A 16,463-nucleotide genomic window follows, 5' to 3' on the forward strand; every position below is an offset into this window, starting at 1 on the left:
CCGGTGCGCGGGCTCGGATTGATACCGTCGGGTATGGGTGTGATTGCTCGCTTGGACGGTTTCAATCGACGCCATCCGTGGAGTCACAACGATCACTACGGCCGGTGGGTTCTACGTAATCTGCGCGGGGTCAGGTCCGGTCGCGCTCTCGACGTGGGGAGCGGGACCGGCAATCTGATCGACCTCTTGCGTCGGCGGTTCGACGTGGTGGTCGGTGTGGAACCCGACCTGACAACCTCGGCCGCCGTGCGCGCAAGGTTTGTCGACGACGAGAACGTGATCATCGACGCGCAGCGGATCGAGGACTTTGCATCCGAGGCGAAGTACGACGCGATCACAGTCGTCGCAGCGTTGCATCATCTGCCACTCGAAGAGTCGATGAAGCAGCTGAGTAGCCTGCTCGAACCGGGCGGGCGGCTCGTCGTGGTCGGGTGTTATCGATCGACCACAGCCACCGACGCACTCCTGTCGGTGTTGGCGACCGTGTGCAATCCCGTCGTCGGCGTCGTCAAGCATCGACGGGTTGCCTCCGAGCCACTGAAGGCGATGACAGCTCCCACCGCGGAACCGGGTGAGTCGATGGCTGACGTCCGGCGCGCGGCCGCGTTGTGTCTGCCAGGTAGCCGGATCAGGAGACGACTGTTCTGGCGATACACCCTGATCTACGACGAGAGTCCGGCCGGCGCGTCGGTGGGGGAGTGAGTAGACCGTTCCGGTTCCTGGGGAAACGCGCGTCGGCCGAACCCGACTATCGCCAACGAAGCGATCATCAGAGCGACCCCGATGCCCGCCAGATGTGAGAGCCCGCCACTGTCGACGACGGCCGCACCGAGCAGAGCGCCCGTTGCAATCGCGATCTGGAACACGACAACGTAGATGGCCGAGGCACGGTCGGTCCCGATAGGGACGGCGCGCAGAACCGAGGACTGGAGGCAGATCGGAACGGTGGTGAACGCCGCACCCCACAAGATCGTGGCGACGACAGCGAACGCTCCCATCGACGGCGCCAAGAGCCAGAAGATGGCCAGCGCGCCTGCCACCGTCGCGATCGAGATGAGCGTGAAGAGGCGTGGTCGGCGGTCGTAGTACTTGCCGGCGACCCACACTCCGACGGCGCCGGCGGCGCCGTAGACCAGAAGCATCGCGGTACGGATGCCACCGGACGAGCCGAGGCTTTCCTCCACCAGAAGTGTGAAGAACGTGTACGAAGCGAATTGCCCAAGGGCGGCAAACAGCGTTGCCGCGCAGATGACGGCGAGTGCCCGTTTCATCGCCGGTGTCGGCTTCGGTTTGTCTCGCTTACTCCGATGGTGTTGATCGACCGGCATTTCTGGCAACGCACGATGCAGTGAGAAAGCAATGCCCACTGCCACCACACCGATTGCCGCCGACGCGGTCCGCCAACCCCAGGACTGGCCGATCGCCGAAGACAGGGGTCCTCCGAGAACAAAAGCGAGAGACGTACCGGCATACACCATCGCGATGGCCTTGCCCTGTTGTCCGCGCGGAACCAGGGTGGCAGCGACCGGTGCAACGACAGCCCAGAACACTCCGTGCGTCGCAGCGCAGAGCAATCGACCGATCACGAGCATCGGATAGTTGACGGCCAATGCTGCGACCAGTTGCGACACCGCGAGGGTGGCCACCGTCAGAACGACGACGCGTCGTCGCGGCCAGGTTTTGACCGCTCCGATCAGCGGAAGCGTCAAGACCGCGACACCGTATGCGTAGAAGGTCAGCAGTAGGCCGACACGCCCTTCGGTGACGTCGAGGTCCGTTGAGACTTCGCTGAGCAGTCCGACGGGGAGCATTTCGGCCGTCACGTAGGCGAAGGCTGCTCCGGCCAGTGTCATCAGCCGTAGCGTGGTTGCCTTCGGCAGTCGAGCACTCATGTTGTGTAACGATACGTGTATCGATACACGCCTGCGCAATGGATATTTTTCACTCGCTATGCTGATGCTCATGGCCATACGTGCGCAGCGTTCGAGTCGTCCGACGATGGCCGACGTCGCCAAGGCCGCAGGCGTGTCGGTGATGTCGGTGTCGTACTCCTTCGCGCAGCCCGAGCGCGTGTCTGAATCAACGCGGGCCAAGGTGTTCGCCGCCGCCGAAGAGCTCGAGTACGCGGGCCCGAACCGGGCGGCGCAGTCCTTGCGGAGCGGGAAATTCAACAACATCGCGGTCGTCTTCAGCGAGAAGCTGACATACGCCTTCGAAGACGCAGTAGCTCGGCGATTCCTCTCGGGAGTCGCCGAAGCGTGCCTGGATGCGAACGCCGGGCTGATGATGCTGCCGAACTCGGGGAAACCGGGAGACGTCGACAGAGTTCGCGACGCGGCAGTAGACGGTTTTGTCGTCTGGACCACCGTCTTCGACGATCCCATCCTCGACGCGATTGTCGGCACCGGAAAACCCGCATGCATCCAGGGTGGTCCGTTGCACGAGGGTGTGGATCTCGTCGGGATGGACGATGTTGCCGGCGCCGTCGCGATCGCGGCAGTCGGGTTGTCGGGGGCGCAGCGGCCCGCGGTGATCAGCCTTCCGTGGGATCGTGAGCGTCGGTCCGAGATTCGGATGGACGTGGATCCAGGTGAAGCGTTCTTTCCGGTGTCCCGCCATCGGCTCGAGGGCTACGAGCGTGCCGTCCGCGACGCGGGCCTCGATTGGCCCTCGGTGCGGGTAGGGGTCGTCACTGTCAACGAGCGGAGCGAGGGTGCGCGGATGGCTCGGTCCCTGCTCGACGTTCCCGAGAGCCGAAGGCCCGATGTCATCTTGGCGATGAGTGACGAACTGGCTCTGGGGGTTCTGGACGCGATCCGGGAACTCGGCCTCGCGCTGCCCGACGATGTCGCAGTCGTCGGATGGGACGACACAACAGCCGCATCGGACGCCGGCCTGACAACGGTTCGCCAGTCCCTGTTCGATCAAGGGCGCAATGCAGCTCGCGTGGTTCTCGGGCTGGACGATGCGGTCGAGCCGGTCGAATGGTCGGTGCGTCGGCGAACCTCGACACGATGATCACGCCGGTAGTCATCGACGGTCTGCGTTTTCGGTGGTTTGTTCCTCCAGAATTGGGGGAGACCGTCCGGTGGGGACTCTCCTGGAATGTCGACAACCCGCGCCGGTGGGCGGTTGCCGAAGTCGCGGGTGCATTGCACCTACTTGCCGGAACTCCTCGTGACGACCCAAACGCGCGTCAGGCGTGGATAGACTTCGGCGCAGATGCCGCCACGACCGGGGTAGTTCGGCGCCTGCGGCTCATGTCGATGGAGTCCGACATGCTGCCCGACCCGAAGTTTCCGCACGGCCCGAACTGGGGTTGGGCTACGAGGCAATTCGTGCCTGGCTCCGAGCGGTTCTACGAGTTGGCCCGTGCACCTCGTGCGTTGCGCTCGTATCAGCTGACCGATCGTGAATACGGGCCGCGGCGCGAGGACTTCCTCCTGGTCGACCTCGAGACGGCTGCTTGATCGTTGGGACCTGACACCGTTTTCATTCAGTGGACACAGACTCCAGCTGACCGGAACCAGTGTCTGCTCGACGAAACCGGTGCCAGGTGCTGCGACTAGCGCGCTCCACTGGCCACGTTCAGTGAGTATTTGCCGGGCGGCGCCCCGACATGCTTGACGAAGTGCCGCGACAGGTGGGATTGATCGTGGAATCCGACGTCGACGGCCACGTCCGCCAATTCGCGCCCGGCGAGGATTGCGCGTCGCGCCAGATCGATTCGACGTCCCGTCACGTACTTGTGAGGCGGAAGCCCGAAATGCTTCGCGAAGTTCTTGATCAGATACGTGGGCTTCCGCTGCAGGATGTTCGACGCTTCCCGCATCGTGATTCCCGTTGTGAGTCGCGCATCGAGCAGGTCCCGAAGTTGATCGGCAACGCGTTCGTCAACGGTCGGCGTGTGAAGGGATCGACCTGTGGCCGGTGTGAGGATCTCGTTCAATCTTTCAGCGAGGAACCCCAGGCGACTTTCGGCCTCGAGTGATTCGCCGTCCGGGCCGAGTGCAGAGTGCAGTTGATCGATGCGATGGCGCAGCAGAGGGTCTCGAATCTCGGGGCTGTCCACCGCCGGGCCTATGAGGACCTCGCCGAGAACTGACGTGTCGAGGTAGAGGATTCGTTGACGAAATCCGGCCTCGGTGACCGGAACTCCGTCGTGTGCAATGCCTGGCGGCAACAGAGTCACGATCTCTGGTGCTGCGCCATGAGCGCGATGATCGAGGTCGTATGCAATCGTGCCGCGGTCGACGAGCATCAGGGACCACTGATCGTGCGTGTGTTTGGGATAGGCGTGTCCGACGAAATCGGCATGGAAGACCTCGGTGATTCCCGCGAGGCTCGGTGCCCACGCGGTGATCTGTGCGCCGCGGGGGTCCATGTCAGAAACGTACAAGACGCAGCTGCCTCGGGTGACGAAGAGTGGCGGGGTCGTCATCGCAGTGGTGGCGCGCCCGAGGGAGGAACAACATGAACAGTTCGGCAACAGCGGTATCGCTCCGCGAGAAGTTCGGTCAGTTCACCGAGCACTGGTCGCCCAAGAAGATTGCGGGCCTCAATGACTACGAGATCAAGATCGTCAAGATCAAAGGTGAATTCGTCTGGCACTCCCACACCGACACCGACGAAATGTTTCTGGTGACAAAGGGGCAGATCCGAATCCAACTGCGCGACGGAGATGTTTCGCTGGGGCCCGGTGAATTGTTCGTTGTGCCTCGCGGAGTCGAGCATTGTCCCATCGCCGAAGAGGAAGCGGAGGTGATGTTGATCGAACCCGTGGGCGTGGTGAATACCGGGAACGTCGGAGGATCACGAACCGCGGTGCTCGAGGACTGGACGTAGCTAGCGGCTCTTCCAATCCAGGGGATTGGTTCGGAGCGGCAGTGCCATGCCCGATCTCCAGAGCGTCGCCGCGCGAGAGTGCGGACGGAGCTGGACCTCGCGCCTCATCGACTGCGTGAACTCGTCGGTGAACCCTGTTCGCGGGTACTCCGCGATTGCTGCATCAACAGTTGCTCGCGGAATTTCGGGCGCACGCCGACCGGCAACGTCGAAATGCGCTGCGGCATGCAGTAGATAGGCGTCAGCGCCCGCGCCGCGGTCGACGGTCAGATCCATGTGCAGACGGATCGCTTCGCCGATTCGCTGTACCGACCTCTCCGAAGTTCCCACTCGGGTCGCGAGTTCTTCTGCGTCTGCGGCACTGATGTAGGTGAAACACCCGTGCTCGGCCGATCCTTCTGCGCCCAGTCCGACATCGTGAAGGGCGCACGCAGTGAAGAGATCTTCGGGGTCGTACTCGATCGCATCGATCTGCGCGAAGGCGTCGGCCCAGATCCAGCAGCGCAGGCTGTGGTTCAAGACCGCGGGGGAGGGTTCCTCTGGCGTGATCGAGCGCTTCGCTGCACAGCTTGGTGTCGGGGAGTGGGCGTTTGCGCAGCTCGGGTGTGCGAGTGGGGTAGCGGCCGAGCCGGAGTCGGAGCATCGACGGAGCACTCATGGCCTGCGCAGCAGCCGCGCGGGCCATGAGTTGTATCTGCTCGAGAGTGGTGAGCTCACCAGGGCGCATCGAATTCCTGTTCTGGGTGGGGGACAGCTGGATACGAATCTAGTTGGCAGGGAAACTTCTTCACAGATGTCCAATATCTGTCAATGACGGAAACACGGAATTATCCGAATATTGGTTGAAAGCAAGTGCCATCCAACGGCAACCCCCAATCTGTAGCCTCACCTCTGCACATCGCAAGAACCATCAAGCAACGACGGTGGGGCTCGGGCTCAGATGACGCCGAACCCGACGATCCCCGGGACTTCCGACGGGACGATGCGATGGAGCATGACCTTGTTGTTCTCGTTGCCGCCGACGGTCGTCAGAGTGCCGGCGTCGTTGACCAGAACGACGTTGACGTGTTGGCCGAAGGGGCTCGAGTCGCCGTACAGGATCGTGTCGCCGACCTTGGGTTGGTAGTCCTGACCGTAGGGGACAAACGCGTCGACGGACTCGTAATACTCCTGCAGCGTGTACACCCCGGGGATGCGCCACGACCCTGAGTTGGGGTTCGAGAACGGCGTGCCGATCTGGTTCATCGACCAGCTCACGAAATCGGCACACCACGATTCTTCGACACCCTCGGCGTATTTGGTGCCGGGACTCCCTGACTCCCACTCCTGCTCGAGGACGCCCAGTAGCGCACTCTGCTGAGCGCTGAGAATGCTGTGGTCGACGGCCGGGAACGAATCGAGATTCTCGCCGGCAAGAGCGTCGTCGCCGCGCGCGAACCACCACAGTGCGCCGGCGACAACTACGACCACCACAACGCCGAATACGCCCAGAACAGCGAGAGTGCGTCTGGGCGTATTCGGTGCGTGCGACATCACGCCACGATAGTCAATTACTCGAGCGGGGGCGCCGAGCGATCGATCGTCGTCGCGAGGGGCTTCTCCTTGACGAAGAGCAACAGGACAACCGCCGCGATGACCAAGGGGACGAGGTACAGGAAGATCGGCGCCAGCGCGTCGTTGTATGCACCGACGATGATCTCGCGAACCTGGCTCGGCAACTTCCAGAGGATTCCCGGGGTCAAGGAGTTCTCGTCACCACCGACCGCGCCGCCATTCGCCGGGAGTCGCTCGGCCAGGAGATTGGTCAGACGCGAGGCGAACAGGCTGCCCACGATCGCGCTGCCCAACGACGCACCGATCTGGCGGAAGAAGTTGTTCGACGCGGTGGCCGTTCCCACTTCGGCCGCGGGGAAGGTGTTCTGCACGATCAAGATCAAGATCTGCATGACGAGGCCGAGTCCGATACCCATGAGTGCGATGTAGCAACCGAAGACCAGCAGTGAGGTCGACGGCGTCAGACGTGAGAGCAGGACCAGAGCAACAGCGACGATGGATGTTCCGACGATGGGGAAGATCTTGTAGCGGCCGGTCTTGCTGACCAGCTGGCCGGACCCGATGGAGGCGACGAGCAGGCCCGCCATCATGGGAATCATCATCAATCCAGCTTCGGTGGCGTTCTTGCCGGTCACCATTTGGATGTAGGTCGGCAGGTAGGCGAGCGCACCGAACATGGCGATTCCGATGATCAGGCCGGCGACGGTGGTCAACACGAAGTTGCGCTGAGCGAACAGGTGCATCGGAATCACCGGTTCGTCGGCACGCTTTTCGACGAAGACAAAAGCCACTGCCGTCACGACGCAGCCGACGATCAACCCGATGATGACGGCCGATCCCCAGGCGTAGGTGTTTCCGCCCCAGGTAGTGAACAGGATCAGACACGTCGCTGCCGTCGCGACGAGAACCATGCCCAGATAGTCGATGCGAGGCTTGCCGAGGTTCGGCTTCCGCAGGTGCAGAAATGCCATCGCGCTCGCGATGGCGAGTAGGCCTAGGGGGATGTTGATCCAGAAGGCCCAACGCCAACCGATGCCCTCGGTGAACCAGCCGCCGAGTAGGGGACCGGCAACCGAAGCCAGTGCGAACACCCCGCCCATCGCACCCATGTACCGGCCGCGTTGCCTGGCGGGGACGACGTCGGCGATGATCGCCTGGGAAAGCAGGATCAATCCGCCGCCGCCGAGTCCCTGCACGGCTCGACCAGCGATGAGTGTGGTCATGTCGTGGGACAGACCGCCGATCACCGAACCGACGATGAAAATGCTGATGGCGCCGATGAAGAGGCCCTTGCGGCCGATCAGGTCACCGAGTTTTCCGTACACCGGCATCATGACGGTCGAGGCGAGGATGTATGCCGTCGTCACCCAGACCATGTGGTTGACGCCGTTCAATTCGCCCACGATGGTGGGCAACGCGGTACTGAAGATCATCTGGTCGAGCGAAGCCAGAAGCATCGTGATCATCAGCCCGACAAAAACGAGGATGATCGACCGTTTGTCCGGCGAGGCCTCGGTGTCGGTATGCGTGCCGTCGGGCTCGACGGTCGCAGCTTCTCGAGTGGACATGTAGTTCCTTAGTTGAGTGACGGCGGGTGCGAGAGTGTGGATCAGCTCTCGGACCTCAGTATTCGAGCCATCAGGAGTAGTGCCGGATCGAGCAAATCTGTTCTGGGGCTTGCCCGTTCACTGTTCTGCCATTTTCGGAAGACGTAACGCATCGCGGCGCCTGCGGTGATGACCGTTGCTGTGGCTTCGTCGGCAGCGGCTGTGTCCGAGTGCAGGCGGCGATACTCGGTTCTGTTCGACAACTCCCGCGTGAGGATCCGGGTGAGCGTGTCTTCAAGATCGTGGAAGGTGGCCAGATGTTGTTGCAACAGCGTGGGATGACGCTCGAACAATTCGCGTCGATGCGCGAGCAGATCGGGTCGCTCGTCGACGATTTGCATCGCCGCCTCGAATACCGCGAGGGCGCCGCGCAGCGGATCGTCCGGGTGCTCGCCGATGAGCGTGAGCATGGTCGTCTCACTTGGCACGACGAGCATGAGCCCACCGATCGCTGCGTCCTTGGTGGGGAAGTAGTTGAAGAACGTGCGGGTCGACAGATTGCAGGCTTCGCAGATTTTCTCGACGGTCACTTCGTCATAGCCCAGGTCGAGAACGAGTTCGACGGCGGTGTGCTCGATCAGCTGCCTCGTCGCAATTCGTTTTCGTTCGCGCAATCCGAGAGTTTCGGTTCCCATTTCATCCATAATTGCACAGAGTGCAAAGTTTCATCGAATGCAATATTTCGCCCAAGAATGCCTCATGAAATGCAAAAATGGGGATCGGGTGCCTGGTGGATAGGATGAACCGCGTGGAAGACACCTTGCCCCCTTGCCCTGAATGCGCCGGCGAATACACCTACGAGATGGGCGCGTTGATGGTCTGCCCGTCCTGCACGCACGAGTGGGCGCCGACCGATAGTGCCGGCGAGGACCTGGGTGTGGTGAAAGATGCCGTAGGCAACATTCTTGCGGACGGCGACACGGTGACGGTCGTCAAGACGCTCAAGGTGAAGGGCAGTCCGACCGGCATCAAGTCAGGTACGAAAGTTCGCAACATCCGTCTTGTTCAGGGTGTTGGTGACCACGACATCGACTGCAAGGTCGACGGCATCGGACCGATGCAATTGAAGTCGAGCGTCGTCAAGAAGGTGTGACCGGACAGCGATAGTTGTCGGCTCGAAATCCTGTTCAGTTTCGACGGTTCGATAGCCACAATCGAGGTGATTCTCGACCGCTCGAACGAATGGACCGAACTGTGCCGAACTCGATCTGCCTGGCGCCCGCACTCGATAACACCGCACTCGATACAGAGGAGCAGTGGAAACGCATCGTCGATGCGCTGACGCGCAGGGGTTTCCTCGGCGCCGGGCTCGGTGCCGCGGCCGCGACCTTGCTGGCAGCGTGCAGCAGTGACGAAAATGGCTTGGAGTCAGGCGGTCTCGTCACGGTGCAGGACGAGACGGGCAGTGTTGAGATCCCTTCGGATCCGCAGCGAATGGTCATCGCCCATGTCAGCGCCATGGCGACGGTGCTCGACCTCGGTGTGCCGCCGGAGAAGATCGTCGGCGGCTTCTTCGGTCTCGAGGGTGTGAGCGGTGACGCGGTGTTGCGCACGATGCCGGAGGCTGCGAACATCCCGAACCTCGGCACGGCGGGAACGTGGAACAAGGAAGCAATCATCGGCGTGTCGCCGGATCTGATCGTCATGCTCCTGACGGCCGGAAATGCTTACGCAGCAAAGTCTTACGACGAACTCTCTGCCACAGGCGTGCCGGTGTTCGCCGGCTTCAACGGGTTCCTCACGTGGGACGAGATGAAGAAATTGGTCACCTCGATGGGCGTCGCGGTCCGACGCGAAGACGCGGCGGCCGAATTGAACGCGCGAACGGAAGACCGCCTCCTCACAATCAAGGATCGACTCTCCGCCCTCGGTTCGTTGCCGTCGGTGACCCTCCTCCGCACCGGCGAGAACGGTGTCGTCTACAACCAGGTCGACGCTCTTCTCGACGCCCTCGGTTTCCCCGGCGAACGAGCTACATCGGAGGAGTTCACGCGCACACTCACAGCGGAGCAACTCGATCAGGTGACCAGCGACGTGATCATCGTGGGCGCATTCCAGGACCAGCAGGACGTCCGCGCGCAGTTGGCGATGAACCCGCTCTGGGAGCGTCTTCCCGCTGTCCGCTCGGGGAACGTCCATTACGTCGACGACAGCCTGTGGGGCTCGGGCTATTCTCCCCGCGCGACCGAGCTGCGACTCGACGACATCGAGCGGATCTTCAGCTGACGCCGTCGTGTCACCTCGACTTATCGGTGCATTACCTCGAGAATCATGACCATGGACAAAATCAGGTTCTTCGAGCTGGTCACCGAATGGTTCGAGGTACTCGGTGTTGTCGCCATGGTTCTCGGGTTCGTGTTCGCATTCGTGATCGCGGTGCGCGCATGGAGTCGAACGCGGGACGGTAGTTCGGCGTTTCGTACTCTGCGCGAGACCATGGGCGCGGTCATCCTTCTCGGCCTCGAGATCCTTGTCGCCGCTGATCTGGTGAAGACGGTGACGTCGTCGCCGTCGCTGACAGACGCCGCAGTTCTGGGCATGATCGTTCTTATTCGGACCGTGCTGAGCCTGTCGATTCAGATCGAGATCGACGGGGTACTTCCGTGGCGCAAGGCGTTGGTGTCAAGTCCGGAACTCCTGGTACGCGCAGCGCGCGGATCAGGAGGCCGCACGACGCCCGACGCGTCGAGTTCGTAGCGATAGCCGTTGCGAGTGAAAGGTCGGGCAGATGACAGCAGTGCGTACCGAGCATCTCACGGTCGACGAAAGGCGGGCGCGCGGCCGTCAGGCGCGTAGAGATACGCCATTGGCCGCGCTCGCGGATCTGGCAGAGAGTGACCGTGATCCGATATCACTGCTCGAATTGCAGGCGAAGTCGCGGGTACAGGACCTGGTGCCCATCCGATACGGGCGGATGTCGGCATCGCGGTTCTCGTTCTTCCGCGGCGCTGCTCTGGTGATGGCCGACGATTTGTCACGCAGTCCGGATTCGGGTCTTGCCAGCCAACTCTGCGGCGACGCGCACCTGAGCAACTTCGGTATCTATGCGACGCCCGAGCGAAAGCTCGCGTTCGACATCAACGACTTCGACGAAACGTACCCGGGACCGTTCGAATGGGACGTGAAACGACTGGCCGCAAGTTTGGTGATCGCCGCAAAGGACAACGGATTTTCGGGCAAGGAGCGGAAGAAGATCGTTCGCGGATGCGCGGCCGAGTATCGGGAAACCATGATCACCCAGGCAGGATTGGGAAATCTTGCAGTCTGGTACTCGCACATCGCACCCGAGGACGGGCTCGAGGCTCTCCAGATCGACCTGAAGAAGCGCATGCTTGCTCGCACACAAGCGACGCTGGACAAGGCTCGTCGCCGCGACAGTGTGCAGGCGGCAGGCAAGTTCACCGAAATCGTCGACGGCCGGCGGCAATTCATCAGTGATCCGCCGCTGATCGTGCCCGCAAACGAGTTGTTCGCAGGGACCGATCTCACGCAGATCGAGGAGTTGCTACGTCAGCGCGTTCGGTCGTATCGGAGCACGCTGCAGTGGGACCGTCGGGTGTTGCTCGAAAGCTTCGAGATGACGCACATTGCGCGGAAGGTTGTCGGTGTCGGGAGCGTCGGAACACGCGCATGGATGATCCTCATGAAAGGCGTCGACGACGACGATCCGTTGATCCTGCAGGTCAAGGAAGCGCAACCCTCGGTATTGTCCGGCTACGTCGATGGTCCGACCTTCAAGAACGAAGGGGAACGCGTCGTCAACGGGCAACGCTTGATGCAAGCGACAAGCGACATCTTTCTCGGCTGGGAACGAGGGCCGGGGCTCGACGAGGGTGAGCACGATTTCTACATTCGTCAACTGCGTGACGGTAAAGGGTCGGCAGTCATCGAAGAGATGGTGCCGCAGGGGCTGGAACTCTACGGGCGCCTGTGCGCCAGGGTCCTTGCCTACGCACACGCTCGCTCGTCCGATCGGATAGCGATCGCCGAATATCTCGGTGACGGAACCGAATTCGATTTCGCGATCGGGGAGTTCGCGGCTGCCTACGCCAAGCGCAATGCTCGCGATCACGCCGCTCTGCTGACCGCGATCGACGACGGTCGCGTGTCAGCAGAGCGGGGAGTGTGACGACTCAGGCGAACGCGCCGTCGAGCCAGCCCTGCCACGCTGCCGTTGCTGATCCACCGTCAGCACCCTCTGCGAAGAGGTGATGGGCCGCGTCGACGGTGCCGCCGAAAGCATTTCGGCCGTAGAACCGCAGCAATGCGTCCTGGGTGCGCAAGCCGATGAACCAGTCGTTGATGTAGTCGACAATCGCGTCGACGGTTCCGATTCCGGGGACTTCCACCGACGCGGAGTCACCGACAGCGGCGCCCGAGGTGATTCCGAGGGCGCTGCGAAGCGTTCCCATCGCTTGCGGCGCGGAAGAGGATTCCGGGCCTTCAGCCGAGACATAGGTGGTGGGCCTGCCGGCGAAGTACCGCACGTACTGGCCGAGACTGTGCAGGTAGAAGTCCGTGTGCTTGCTCGCGCCGTCGTACTGGTTGTCCCAGTCATCGGCAAACACTCCGGCGTGGACGTAGCGGACAACGGCGGTGCTCTCGTCGCGGGCCTCGACGACGTATTCAAGGTTGTTGAACCAGCCGTCGGGGCCTTGCATGTGGATGGCGAGTTCGCGGGGTGGCTCCCACGTGGCGATGATCGGGCTGTCCGGGCGGCTGCCGTCGGCGGGGATCTCGAGAGGGGAGGGGAACATCCAGCCGGCCGTTTCGGCCGAGATGGCGGCCCAGATCTGCTCGGGGGTTCCTGGGACGACCACCTCGCGGCGGATTTCGAATTTCTCGGACATTGCTACTTCTCCGTTTCGGGCGCGTCGATCGCTTGGGTTGTGATGGTTTGGGGTGTGGTGAGGCTGGGATGCAGGGCGACAACGAGGCGGTGTTTGCGTCCGCCTTCGGAATTGCCGTCGTGATACTTGGCGACGAGTGAGTTGATCGACTCGCCGAGTTCGCCGGCGAAGGCGGCACGGTCGGCCGCCGTGGCAAAGGTGATGTCGCTGTCGATGGCAAAGGACGCCAACGGTTTTCCGGCTGCAGTTGCTCCGGCGATCAGTTCGCCGACCTCTCGGACGATCCGCGCTGCGAGACTGACGAGCCAGCGCGCCGAGAGTTGATCGGGGAACCGGCCCGGGTCCGGGGCGAGCGCCGACATGGCGGCAGGGGATATGACGTACGACGCGGCACTGGCCTGCATGATTCGCTCGGTCATGTTGCCTCGCTTGCGTTCCTCGACGAGCTCGACAAGTCCGTGGTCTTCGAGAGTGCGCAGGTGGTAGTTCACCTTCTGGCGTGTCAGCCCGATCCGGGGCGCCAGCGAGGATGCCGATCCCGGCACCGCCAATTCGGCCAGAATCCGTTGCCGAATCGGATCGAGCGACGCCTCGGCAGCTCCGGGGCGATCGATGACTGCTACGTCCAACATGAGAAAACCATCCCACCGACAACTAAATCTGTCAAGACAGAAAAAATTGTCGGTGGGATGGTTTCGGAGATTCGCTATCGCTTGAGGTCGGGCGGGTTGTTAAGATCCCGCGCCGAGTACGTGTCACACGACGAAATCTGGCCGGTCTGGTATCCGGTCATGAACCACGCCTGACGCTGTGCGGAGGAGCCGTGTGTCCAACCTTCAGGGTTGACCCGACCGGTCGTGGACTTTTGGATACGGTCGTCGCCCACCGACGAGGCGGCGGACAACGCGTCGCGAATGTCGTCTTTTGACAAGGGCTTCAGGAACGGTTGACCGGTCGCCTGATCGGGAATCGTGTCCGCAAAATGTGCCCAGACGCCTGCGTAGCAATCGGCCTGGAGTTCGGTGCGAACCGCACCCGACTGCTCACCCTGCGGGTCGGCCTGCGCGCGGCCGATGTCGCCGAGCTGATTCTGGATGTGATGTCCGAACTCGTGCGCGACCACGTACTCCTGTGCGAGCGGTCCGGCGCTGGAACCGAAACGGTCGACGAGTAGTTGGAAGAAACTCGTGTCGAAGTACGCAGTCTGGTCGGCCGGGCAGTAGAACGGACCGACGTCACTAGACGCCTGGCCGCAACCGGTGTTGACCGAACCGCTGAACAGAATGACTTCGGGTCGCACGTACGCCGTGCCGGTCTGCTTGACCAACTGCTGTTCCCAAACGTCGTCGAGGCTTCCGACGGTCAGTGTGACGCGGCAGTTCACATCGGCGTTTGCCTGAGCGCCGGTGCACTCGTCGACCGACGACAGTCCGGTCGACGAACTCGAAGTCTCGGTAGACGTACCCAGGAGTGAGCCGGGGTCACCGCCGAACAACAGCGCCAGGATCAGAACGATAATGCCGCCCGCGCCACCGCCGATCGCGATTTTGCCGCCGCGGCCACCGCCACCCCCGCCGCCTTGAACCTGAACGCGTCCCGCTTCGCCGCGGGCCCCCTCGTTGAAGGTCATCTATGTCCGCTTTCTGCTGTCGTGAACAAGTGCTTGCCGTCACTTCTGGAGATAGCTTCGCATGCGATGCGGGTCCGCGTTTCCGCTCTGTGCAGTTCGCTCCGTAGGATCGCAGGCAAAGTAGTCGGTCGTCGGTTATTGGAAGTAGTTCGAAAGGAATCCCGTGCTGCGCACACATCTCGCCGGTTCATTGCGACCCGAGCAGGCAGAGCAGACCGTAACGCTCACCGGTTGGGTAGCCAGGCGTCGTGATCACGGCGGAGTGATCTTCATTGATCTCCGTGATGCATCCGGAGTTGCGCAGGTAGTTTTCCGGGCAGGTGACGTGGCCGAGCAGGCGCACCGTCTGCGCGCGGAATACTGCGTTCGCGTGACCGGAACGGTCGAGGTTCGCCCAGAGGGCAACCAGAACTTCGAGATCCCCACCGGAGCGATCGAGGTCAACGCCACAGAACTCGAGGTTCTCAACGAAAGCGCACCGCTTCCGTTCCAGCTCGACGATCAGGTCGGCGAAGAAGCGCGCCTCAAGTACCGCTACCTCGACCTGCGTCGTGAAGGCCCCGGCTCCGCAATTCGCTTGCGCTCCAAGGTAAGTGCTGCAGCGCGCGGCGTTCTCGCGCATCACGAGTTCGTCGAGGTCGAGACTCCGACGCTCACGCGCTCGACGCCCGAGGGTGCCCGTGACTTCCTGGTGCCGTCGCGCCTTCAGCCCGGTAGCTTCTACGCACTGCCGCAGAGCCCGCAGCTGTTCAAGCAGCTCCTCATGGTCGGCGGCATCGAGCGCTACTACCAGATCGCACGTTGCTACCGCGACGAGGATTTCCGCGCCGATCGCCAGCCCGAGTTCACTCAGCTCGACATCGAGATGGCTTTCGTCAACCAGGACGACATCATCCTGCTCGCCGAGGAAATCCTGACGGCGCTCTGGAAGCTCGTCGGCCACGAGATCAAGACGCCGATCGACCGCATGACCTACACCGAGGCAATGCGTCGTTACGGCAGCGACAAGCCGGACCTGCGTTTCGACATCGAACTCGTCGAGTGCATGGACTTCTTCAAGGACACGACGTTCCGCGTGTTCCAGGCGGAGTACGTCGGCGCCGTCGTGATGCCCGGCGGTGCAAGCCAGCCGCGCAAGCAACTCGACGCCTGGCAGGAATGGGCCAAGCAGCGTGGGGCCAAGGGTCTGGCGTACGTGTTGGTCGGTGAAGACGGCACTCTCGGTGGTCCCGTTGCCAAGAACCTGACCGACGCCGAGCGCGAGGGCCTGGCGGCTCACGTCGGAGCCCAGCCGGGTGACTGCATCTTCTTCGGAGCGGGCGCGACGAAGTCGACGCGCGCTCTCCTCGGCGCTGCCCGTGGTGAGATCGCCCGCAAGAAGGACCTCATCGATCCTGACGCGTGGGCCTTCGTGTGGATCGTCGACGCTCCGATGTTCGAGCCGACCGCCGACGCCACTGCATCCGGTGACGTCGCTCTCGGCCACTCCGCGTGGACCGCCGTGCACCACGCGTTCACGTCGCCGAAGCCGGAGTTCTTCGACACGTTCGACACCGATCCGGATTCCGCTCTCGCCTACGCGTACGACATCGTCTGCAACGGCAACGAGATCGGCGGCGGCAGTATTCGTATCCACCGCAAGGACATTCAGGAACGAGTGTTCAAGGTGATGGGTATCTCCGAGGAAGAGGCGCAGGAGCAGTTCGGCTTCCTCCTCGACGCCTTCGCCTTCGGTGCGCCGCCGCACGGCGGAATCGCATTCGGCTGGGACCGCATCACCGCGCTCCTCGCCGGCATGGATTCCATCCGTGAGGTCATCGCGTTCCCGAAGTCCGGCGGCGGCGTCGACCCGCTGACGGATGCTCCGGCACCGATCTCGGCTCAGCAGCGCAAGGAATCGGGTATCGACGCGAAGCCCGAGAAGAAGTCAGAGGACAAGAAGTCCGAAGGCGACACCGGCGAAGCCAAGTAGAGCCG

18 protein-coding genes are annotated in these 16,463 nt (G+C 62.5%); 9 read left to right on the forward strand and 9 right to left on the reverse strand.

The window, feature by feature from the left end:
- Positions 1 to 33 precede the first annotated feature (33 nt).
- Complete coding sequence (locus tag A0W34_RS14180) at positions 34 to 702, forward strand: class I SAM-dependent methyltransferase (RefSeq protein WP_037131821.1); 669 nt, start codon at positions 34 to 36, stop codon at positions 700 to 702.
- Here A0W34_RS14180 and A0W34_RS14185 read toward each other — a convergent pair.
- Positions 663 to 1,892, reverse strand: a complete 1,230-nt coding sequence (locus A0W34_RS14185; RefSeq protein WP_064075354.1) for an MFS transporter — start codon at positions 1,890 to 1,892, stop codon at positions 663 to 665. The two genes, A0W34_RS14180 and A0W34_RS14185, sit on opposite strands and share 40 nt — an antisense overlap.
- 70 nt (positions 1,893 to 1,962) lie before the next feature.
- Here A0W34_RS14185 and A0W34_RS14190 point away from each other — a divergent pair, with 70 nt between their 5' ends.
- Together A0W34_RS14190 and A0W34_RS14195 are read left to right on the forward strand one after the other, a co-directional pair.
- A complete protein-coding gene (locus tag A0W34_RS14190) occupies positions 1,963 to 3,018 on the forward strand; it encodes a LacI family DNA-binding transcriptional regulator (protein WP_228232709.1) in 1,056 nt (351 codons plus the stop codon).
- Entirely contained in the window at positions 3,015 to 3,470 is a 456-nt protein-coding gene (locus A0W34_RS14195; RefSeq protein ID WP_228232707.1) for a hypothetical protein, read from the forward strand. The genes A0W34_RS14190 and A0W34_RS14195 overlap by 4 nt, the downstream gene beginning before the upstream one ends.
- A gap of 95 nt (positions 3,471 to 3,565) precedes the next feature.
- On the opposite strand, the gene A0W34_RS14200 is transcribed toward A0W34_RS14195, so the two are convergent.
- Positions 3,566 to 4,384 (reverse strand): helix-turn-helix domain-containing protein, encoded by an 819-nt coding sequence (locus tag A0W34_RS14200; RefSeq protein WP_042919858.1) that lies wholly within the window; start codon positions 4,382 to 4,384, stop codon positions 3,566 to 3,568.
- A gap of 89 nt (positions 4,385 to 4,473) precedes the next feature.
- On the opposite strand from A0W34_RS14200, the gene A0W34_RS14205 reads away from it, so the two are divergent.
- Complete coding sequence (locus A0W34_RS14205) at positions 4,474 to 4,845, forward strand: cupin domain-containing protein (RefSeq protein WP_054781205.1); 372 nt, start codon at positions 4,474 to 4,476, stop codon at positions 4,843 to 4,845.
- Here the strand turns inward: A0W34_RS14205 and A0W34_RS14210 are convergent, their stop codons facing one another.
- The 4 genes from A0W34_RS14210 to A0W34_RS14225 all read right to left on the reverse strand — a co-directional run bounded on the left by A0W34_RS14210 (position 4,846) and on the right by A0W34_RS14225 (position 8,641).
- Positions 4,846 to 5,364 carry an HD domain-containing protein gene (locus A0W34_RS14210; RefSeq protein ID WP_232330038.1) on the reverse strand — a complete coding sequence of 173 codons (519 nt, stop codon included), beginning with the start codon at positions 5,362 to 5,364 and terminating at the stop codon, positions 4,846 to 4,848.
- Between the two features lie 417 nt (positions 5,365 to 5,781).
- Positions 5,782 to 6,381 carry a CHAP domain-containing protein gene (locus tag A0W34_RS14215; protein ID WP_030536433.1) on the reverse strand — a complete coding sequence of 200 codons (600 nt, stop codon included), beginning with the start codon at positions 6,379 to 6,381 and terminating at the stop codon, positions 5,782 to 5,784.
- A gap of 14 nt (positions 6,382 to 6,395) precedes the next feature.
- Positions 6,396 to 7,967, reverse strand: coding sequence for an MDR family MFS transporter (locus A0W34_RS14220; RefSeq protein WP_003944867.1), 1,572 nt, complete (start codon positions 7,965 to 7,967; stop codon positions 6,396 to 6,398).
- A 41-nt stretch (positions 7,968 to 8,008) separates the two neighbouring features.
- Positions 8,009 to 8,641, reverse strand: coding sequence for a TetR/AcrR family transcriptional regulator (locus A0W34_RS14225; RefSeq protein WP_003944787.1), 633 nt, complete (start codon positions 8,639 to 8,641; stop codon positions 8,009 to 8,011).
- Positions 8,642 to 8,754: 113 nt separating this feature from the next.
- On the opposite strand from A0W34_RS14225, the gene A0W34_RS14230 reads away from it, so the two are divergent.
- The 4 genes from A0W34_RS14230 (at position 8,755) to A0W34_RS14245 (ending at position 12,135) form a co-directional block, all read left to right on the forward strand.
- Positions 8,755 to 9,099, forward strand: coding sequence for a zinc ribbon domain-containing protein YjdM (locus tag A0W34_RS14230; protein ID WP_064688469.1), 345 nt, complete (start codon positions 8,755 to 8,757; stop codon positions 9,097 to 9,099).
- A 101-nt stretch (positions 9,100 to 9,200) separates the two neighbouring features.
- On the forward strand, positions 9,201 to 10,232 hold the full coding sequence (locus A0W34_RS14235; protein WP_232330039.1) for an ABC transporter substrate-binding protein: 1,032 nt from the start codon (positions 9,201 to 9,203) through the stop codon (positions 10,230 to 10,232).
- A 51-nt stretch (positions 10,233 to 10,283) separates the two neighbouring features.
- A complete protein-coding gene (locus tag A0W34_RS14240) occupies positions 10,284 to 10,703 on the forward strand; it encodes a DUF1622 domain-containing protein (protein WP_081558809.1) in 420 nt (139 codons plus the stop codon).
- Positions 10,704 to 10,734: 31 nt separating this feature from the next.
- Positions 10,735 to 12,135: a DUF2252 domain-containing protein gene (locus A0W34_RS14245; protein ID WP_007728051.1), complete on the forward strand. Its 1,401-nt coding sequence runs from the start codon at positions 10,735 to 10,737 to the stop codon at positions 12,133 to 12,135.
- A 4-nt stretch (positions 12,136 to 12,139) separates the two neighbouring features.
- Here the strand turns inward: A0W34_RS14245 and A0W34_RS14250 are convergent, their stop codons facing one another.
- The 3 genes from A0W34_RS14250 to ypfJ all read right to left on the reverse strand — a co-directional run bounded on the left by A0W34_RS14250 (position 12,140) and on the right by ypfJ (position 14,486).
- Positions 12,140 to 12,856: a hypothetical protein gene (locus tag A0W34_RS14250; RefSeq protein ID WP_063316429.1), complete on the reverse strand. Its 717-nt coding sequence runs from the start codon at positions 12,854 to 12,856 to the stop codon at positions 12,140 to 12,142.
- 2 nt (positions 12,857 to 12,858) lie between these two features.
- Positions 12,859 to 13,488 (reverse strand): ArsR/SmtB family transcription factor, encoded by a 630-nt coding sequence (locus A0W34_RS14255; RefSeq protein ID WP_007728048.1) that lies wholly within the window; start codon positions 13,486 to 13,488, stop codon positions 12,859 to 12,861.
- 74 nt (positions 13,489 to 13,562) lie between these two features.
- Positions 13,563 to 14,486, reverse strand: coding sequence for a KPN_02809 family neutral zinc metallopeptidase (gene ypfJ / locus A0W34_RS14260; protein WP_003945028.1), 924 nt, complete (start codon positions 14,484 to 14,486; stop codon positions 13,563 to 13,565).
- Positions 14,487 to 14,649: 163 nt separating this feature from the next.
- Between ypfJ and aspS the strand changes: the two genes are divergently transcribed.
- Positions 14,650 to 16,458 (forward strand): aspartate--tRNA ligase, encoded by a 1,809-nt coding sequence (gene aspS, locus A0W34_RS14265; protein WP_081557837.1) that lies wholly within the window; start codon positions 14,650 to 14,652, stop codon positions 16,456 to 16,458.
- Positions 16,459 to 16,463: the final 5 nt, after the last annotated feature.

The organism is Rhodococcus sp. BH4, assembly GCF_002079265.1.
In the GTDB taxonomy this organism is placed as follows: Bacteria; Actinomycetota; Actinomycetes; order Mycobacteriales; family Mycobacteriaceae; genus Rhodococcus_F; species Rhodococcus_F qingshengii.

Coding starts and splice junctions, on each gene's coding strand:
- A0W34_RS14185 (WP_064075354.1), bottom strand. CDS start 1,892: ATGAGTGCTCGACTGCCGAAGGCAACCACGCTACGGCTGATGACACTG.
- A0W34_RS14225 (WP_003944787.1), bottom strand. CDS start 8,641: ATGGGAACCGAAACTCTCGGATTGCGCGAACGAAAACGAATTGCGACG.
- A0W34_RS14245 (WP_007728051.1), top strand. CDS start 10,735: ATGACAGCAGTGCGTACCGAGCATCTCACGGTCGACGAAAGGCGGGCG.
- A0W34_RS14180 (WP_037131821.1), top strand. CDS start 34: ATGGGTGTGATTGCTCGCTTGGACGGTTTCAATCGACGCCATCCGTGG.
- A0W34_RS14195 (WP_228232707.1), top strand. CDS start 3,015: ATGATCACGCCGGTAGTCATCGACGGTCTGCGTTTTCGGTGGTTTGTT.
- A0W34_RS14255 (WP_007728048.1), bottom strand. CDS start 13,488: ATGTTGGACGTAGCAGTCATCGATCGCCCCGGAGCTGCCGAGGCGTCG.
- A0W34_RS14200 (WP_042919858.1), bottom strand. CDS start 4,384: ATGGACCCCCGCGGCGCACAGATCACCGCGTGGGCACCGAGCCTCGCG.
- A0W34_RS14205 (WP_054781205.1), top strand. CDS start 4,474: ATGAACAGTTCGGCAACAGCGGTATCGCTCCGCGAGAAGTTCGGTCAG.
- A0W34_RS14240 (WP_081558809.1), top strand. CDS start 10,284: ATGGACAAAATCAGGTTCTTCGAGCTGGTCACCGAATGGTTCGAGGTA.
- A0W34_RS14220 (WP_003944867.1), bottom strand. CDS start 7,967: ATGTCCACTCGAGAAGCTGCGACCGTCGAGCCCGACGGCACGCATACC.
- A0W34_RS14190 (WP_228232709.1), top strand. CDS start 1,963: ATGGCCATACGTGCGCAGCGTTCGAGTCGTCCGACGATGGCCGACGTC.
- A0W34_RS14250 (WP_063316429.1), bottom strand. CDS start 12,856: ATGTCCGAGAAATTCGAAATCCGCCGCGAGGTGGTCGTCCCAGGAACC.
- ypfJ (WP_003945028.1), bottom strand. CDS start 14,486: ATGACCTTCAACGAGGGGGCCCGCGGCGAAGCGGGACGCGTTCAGGTT.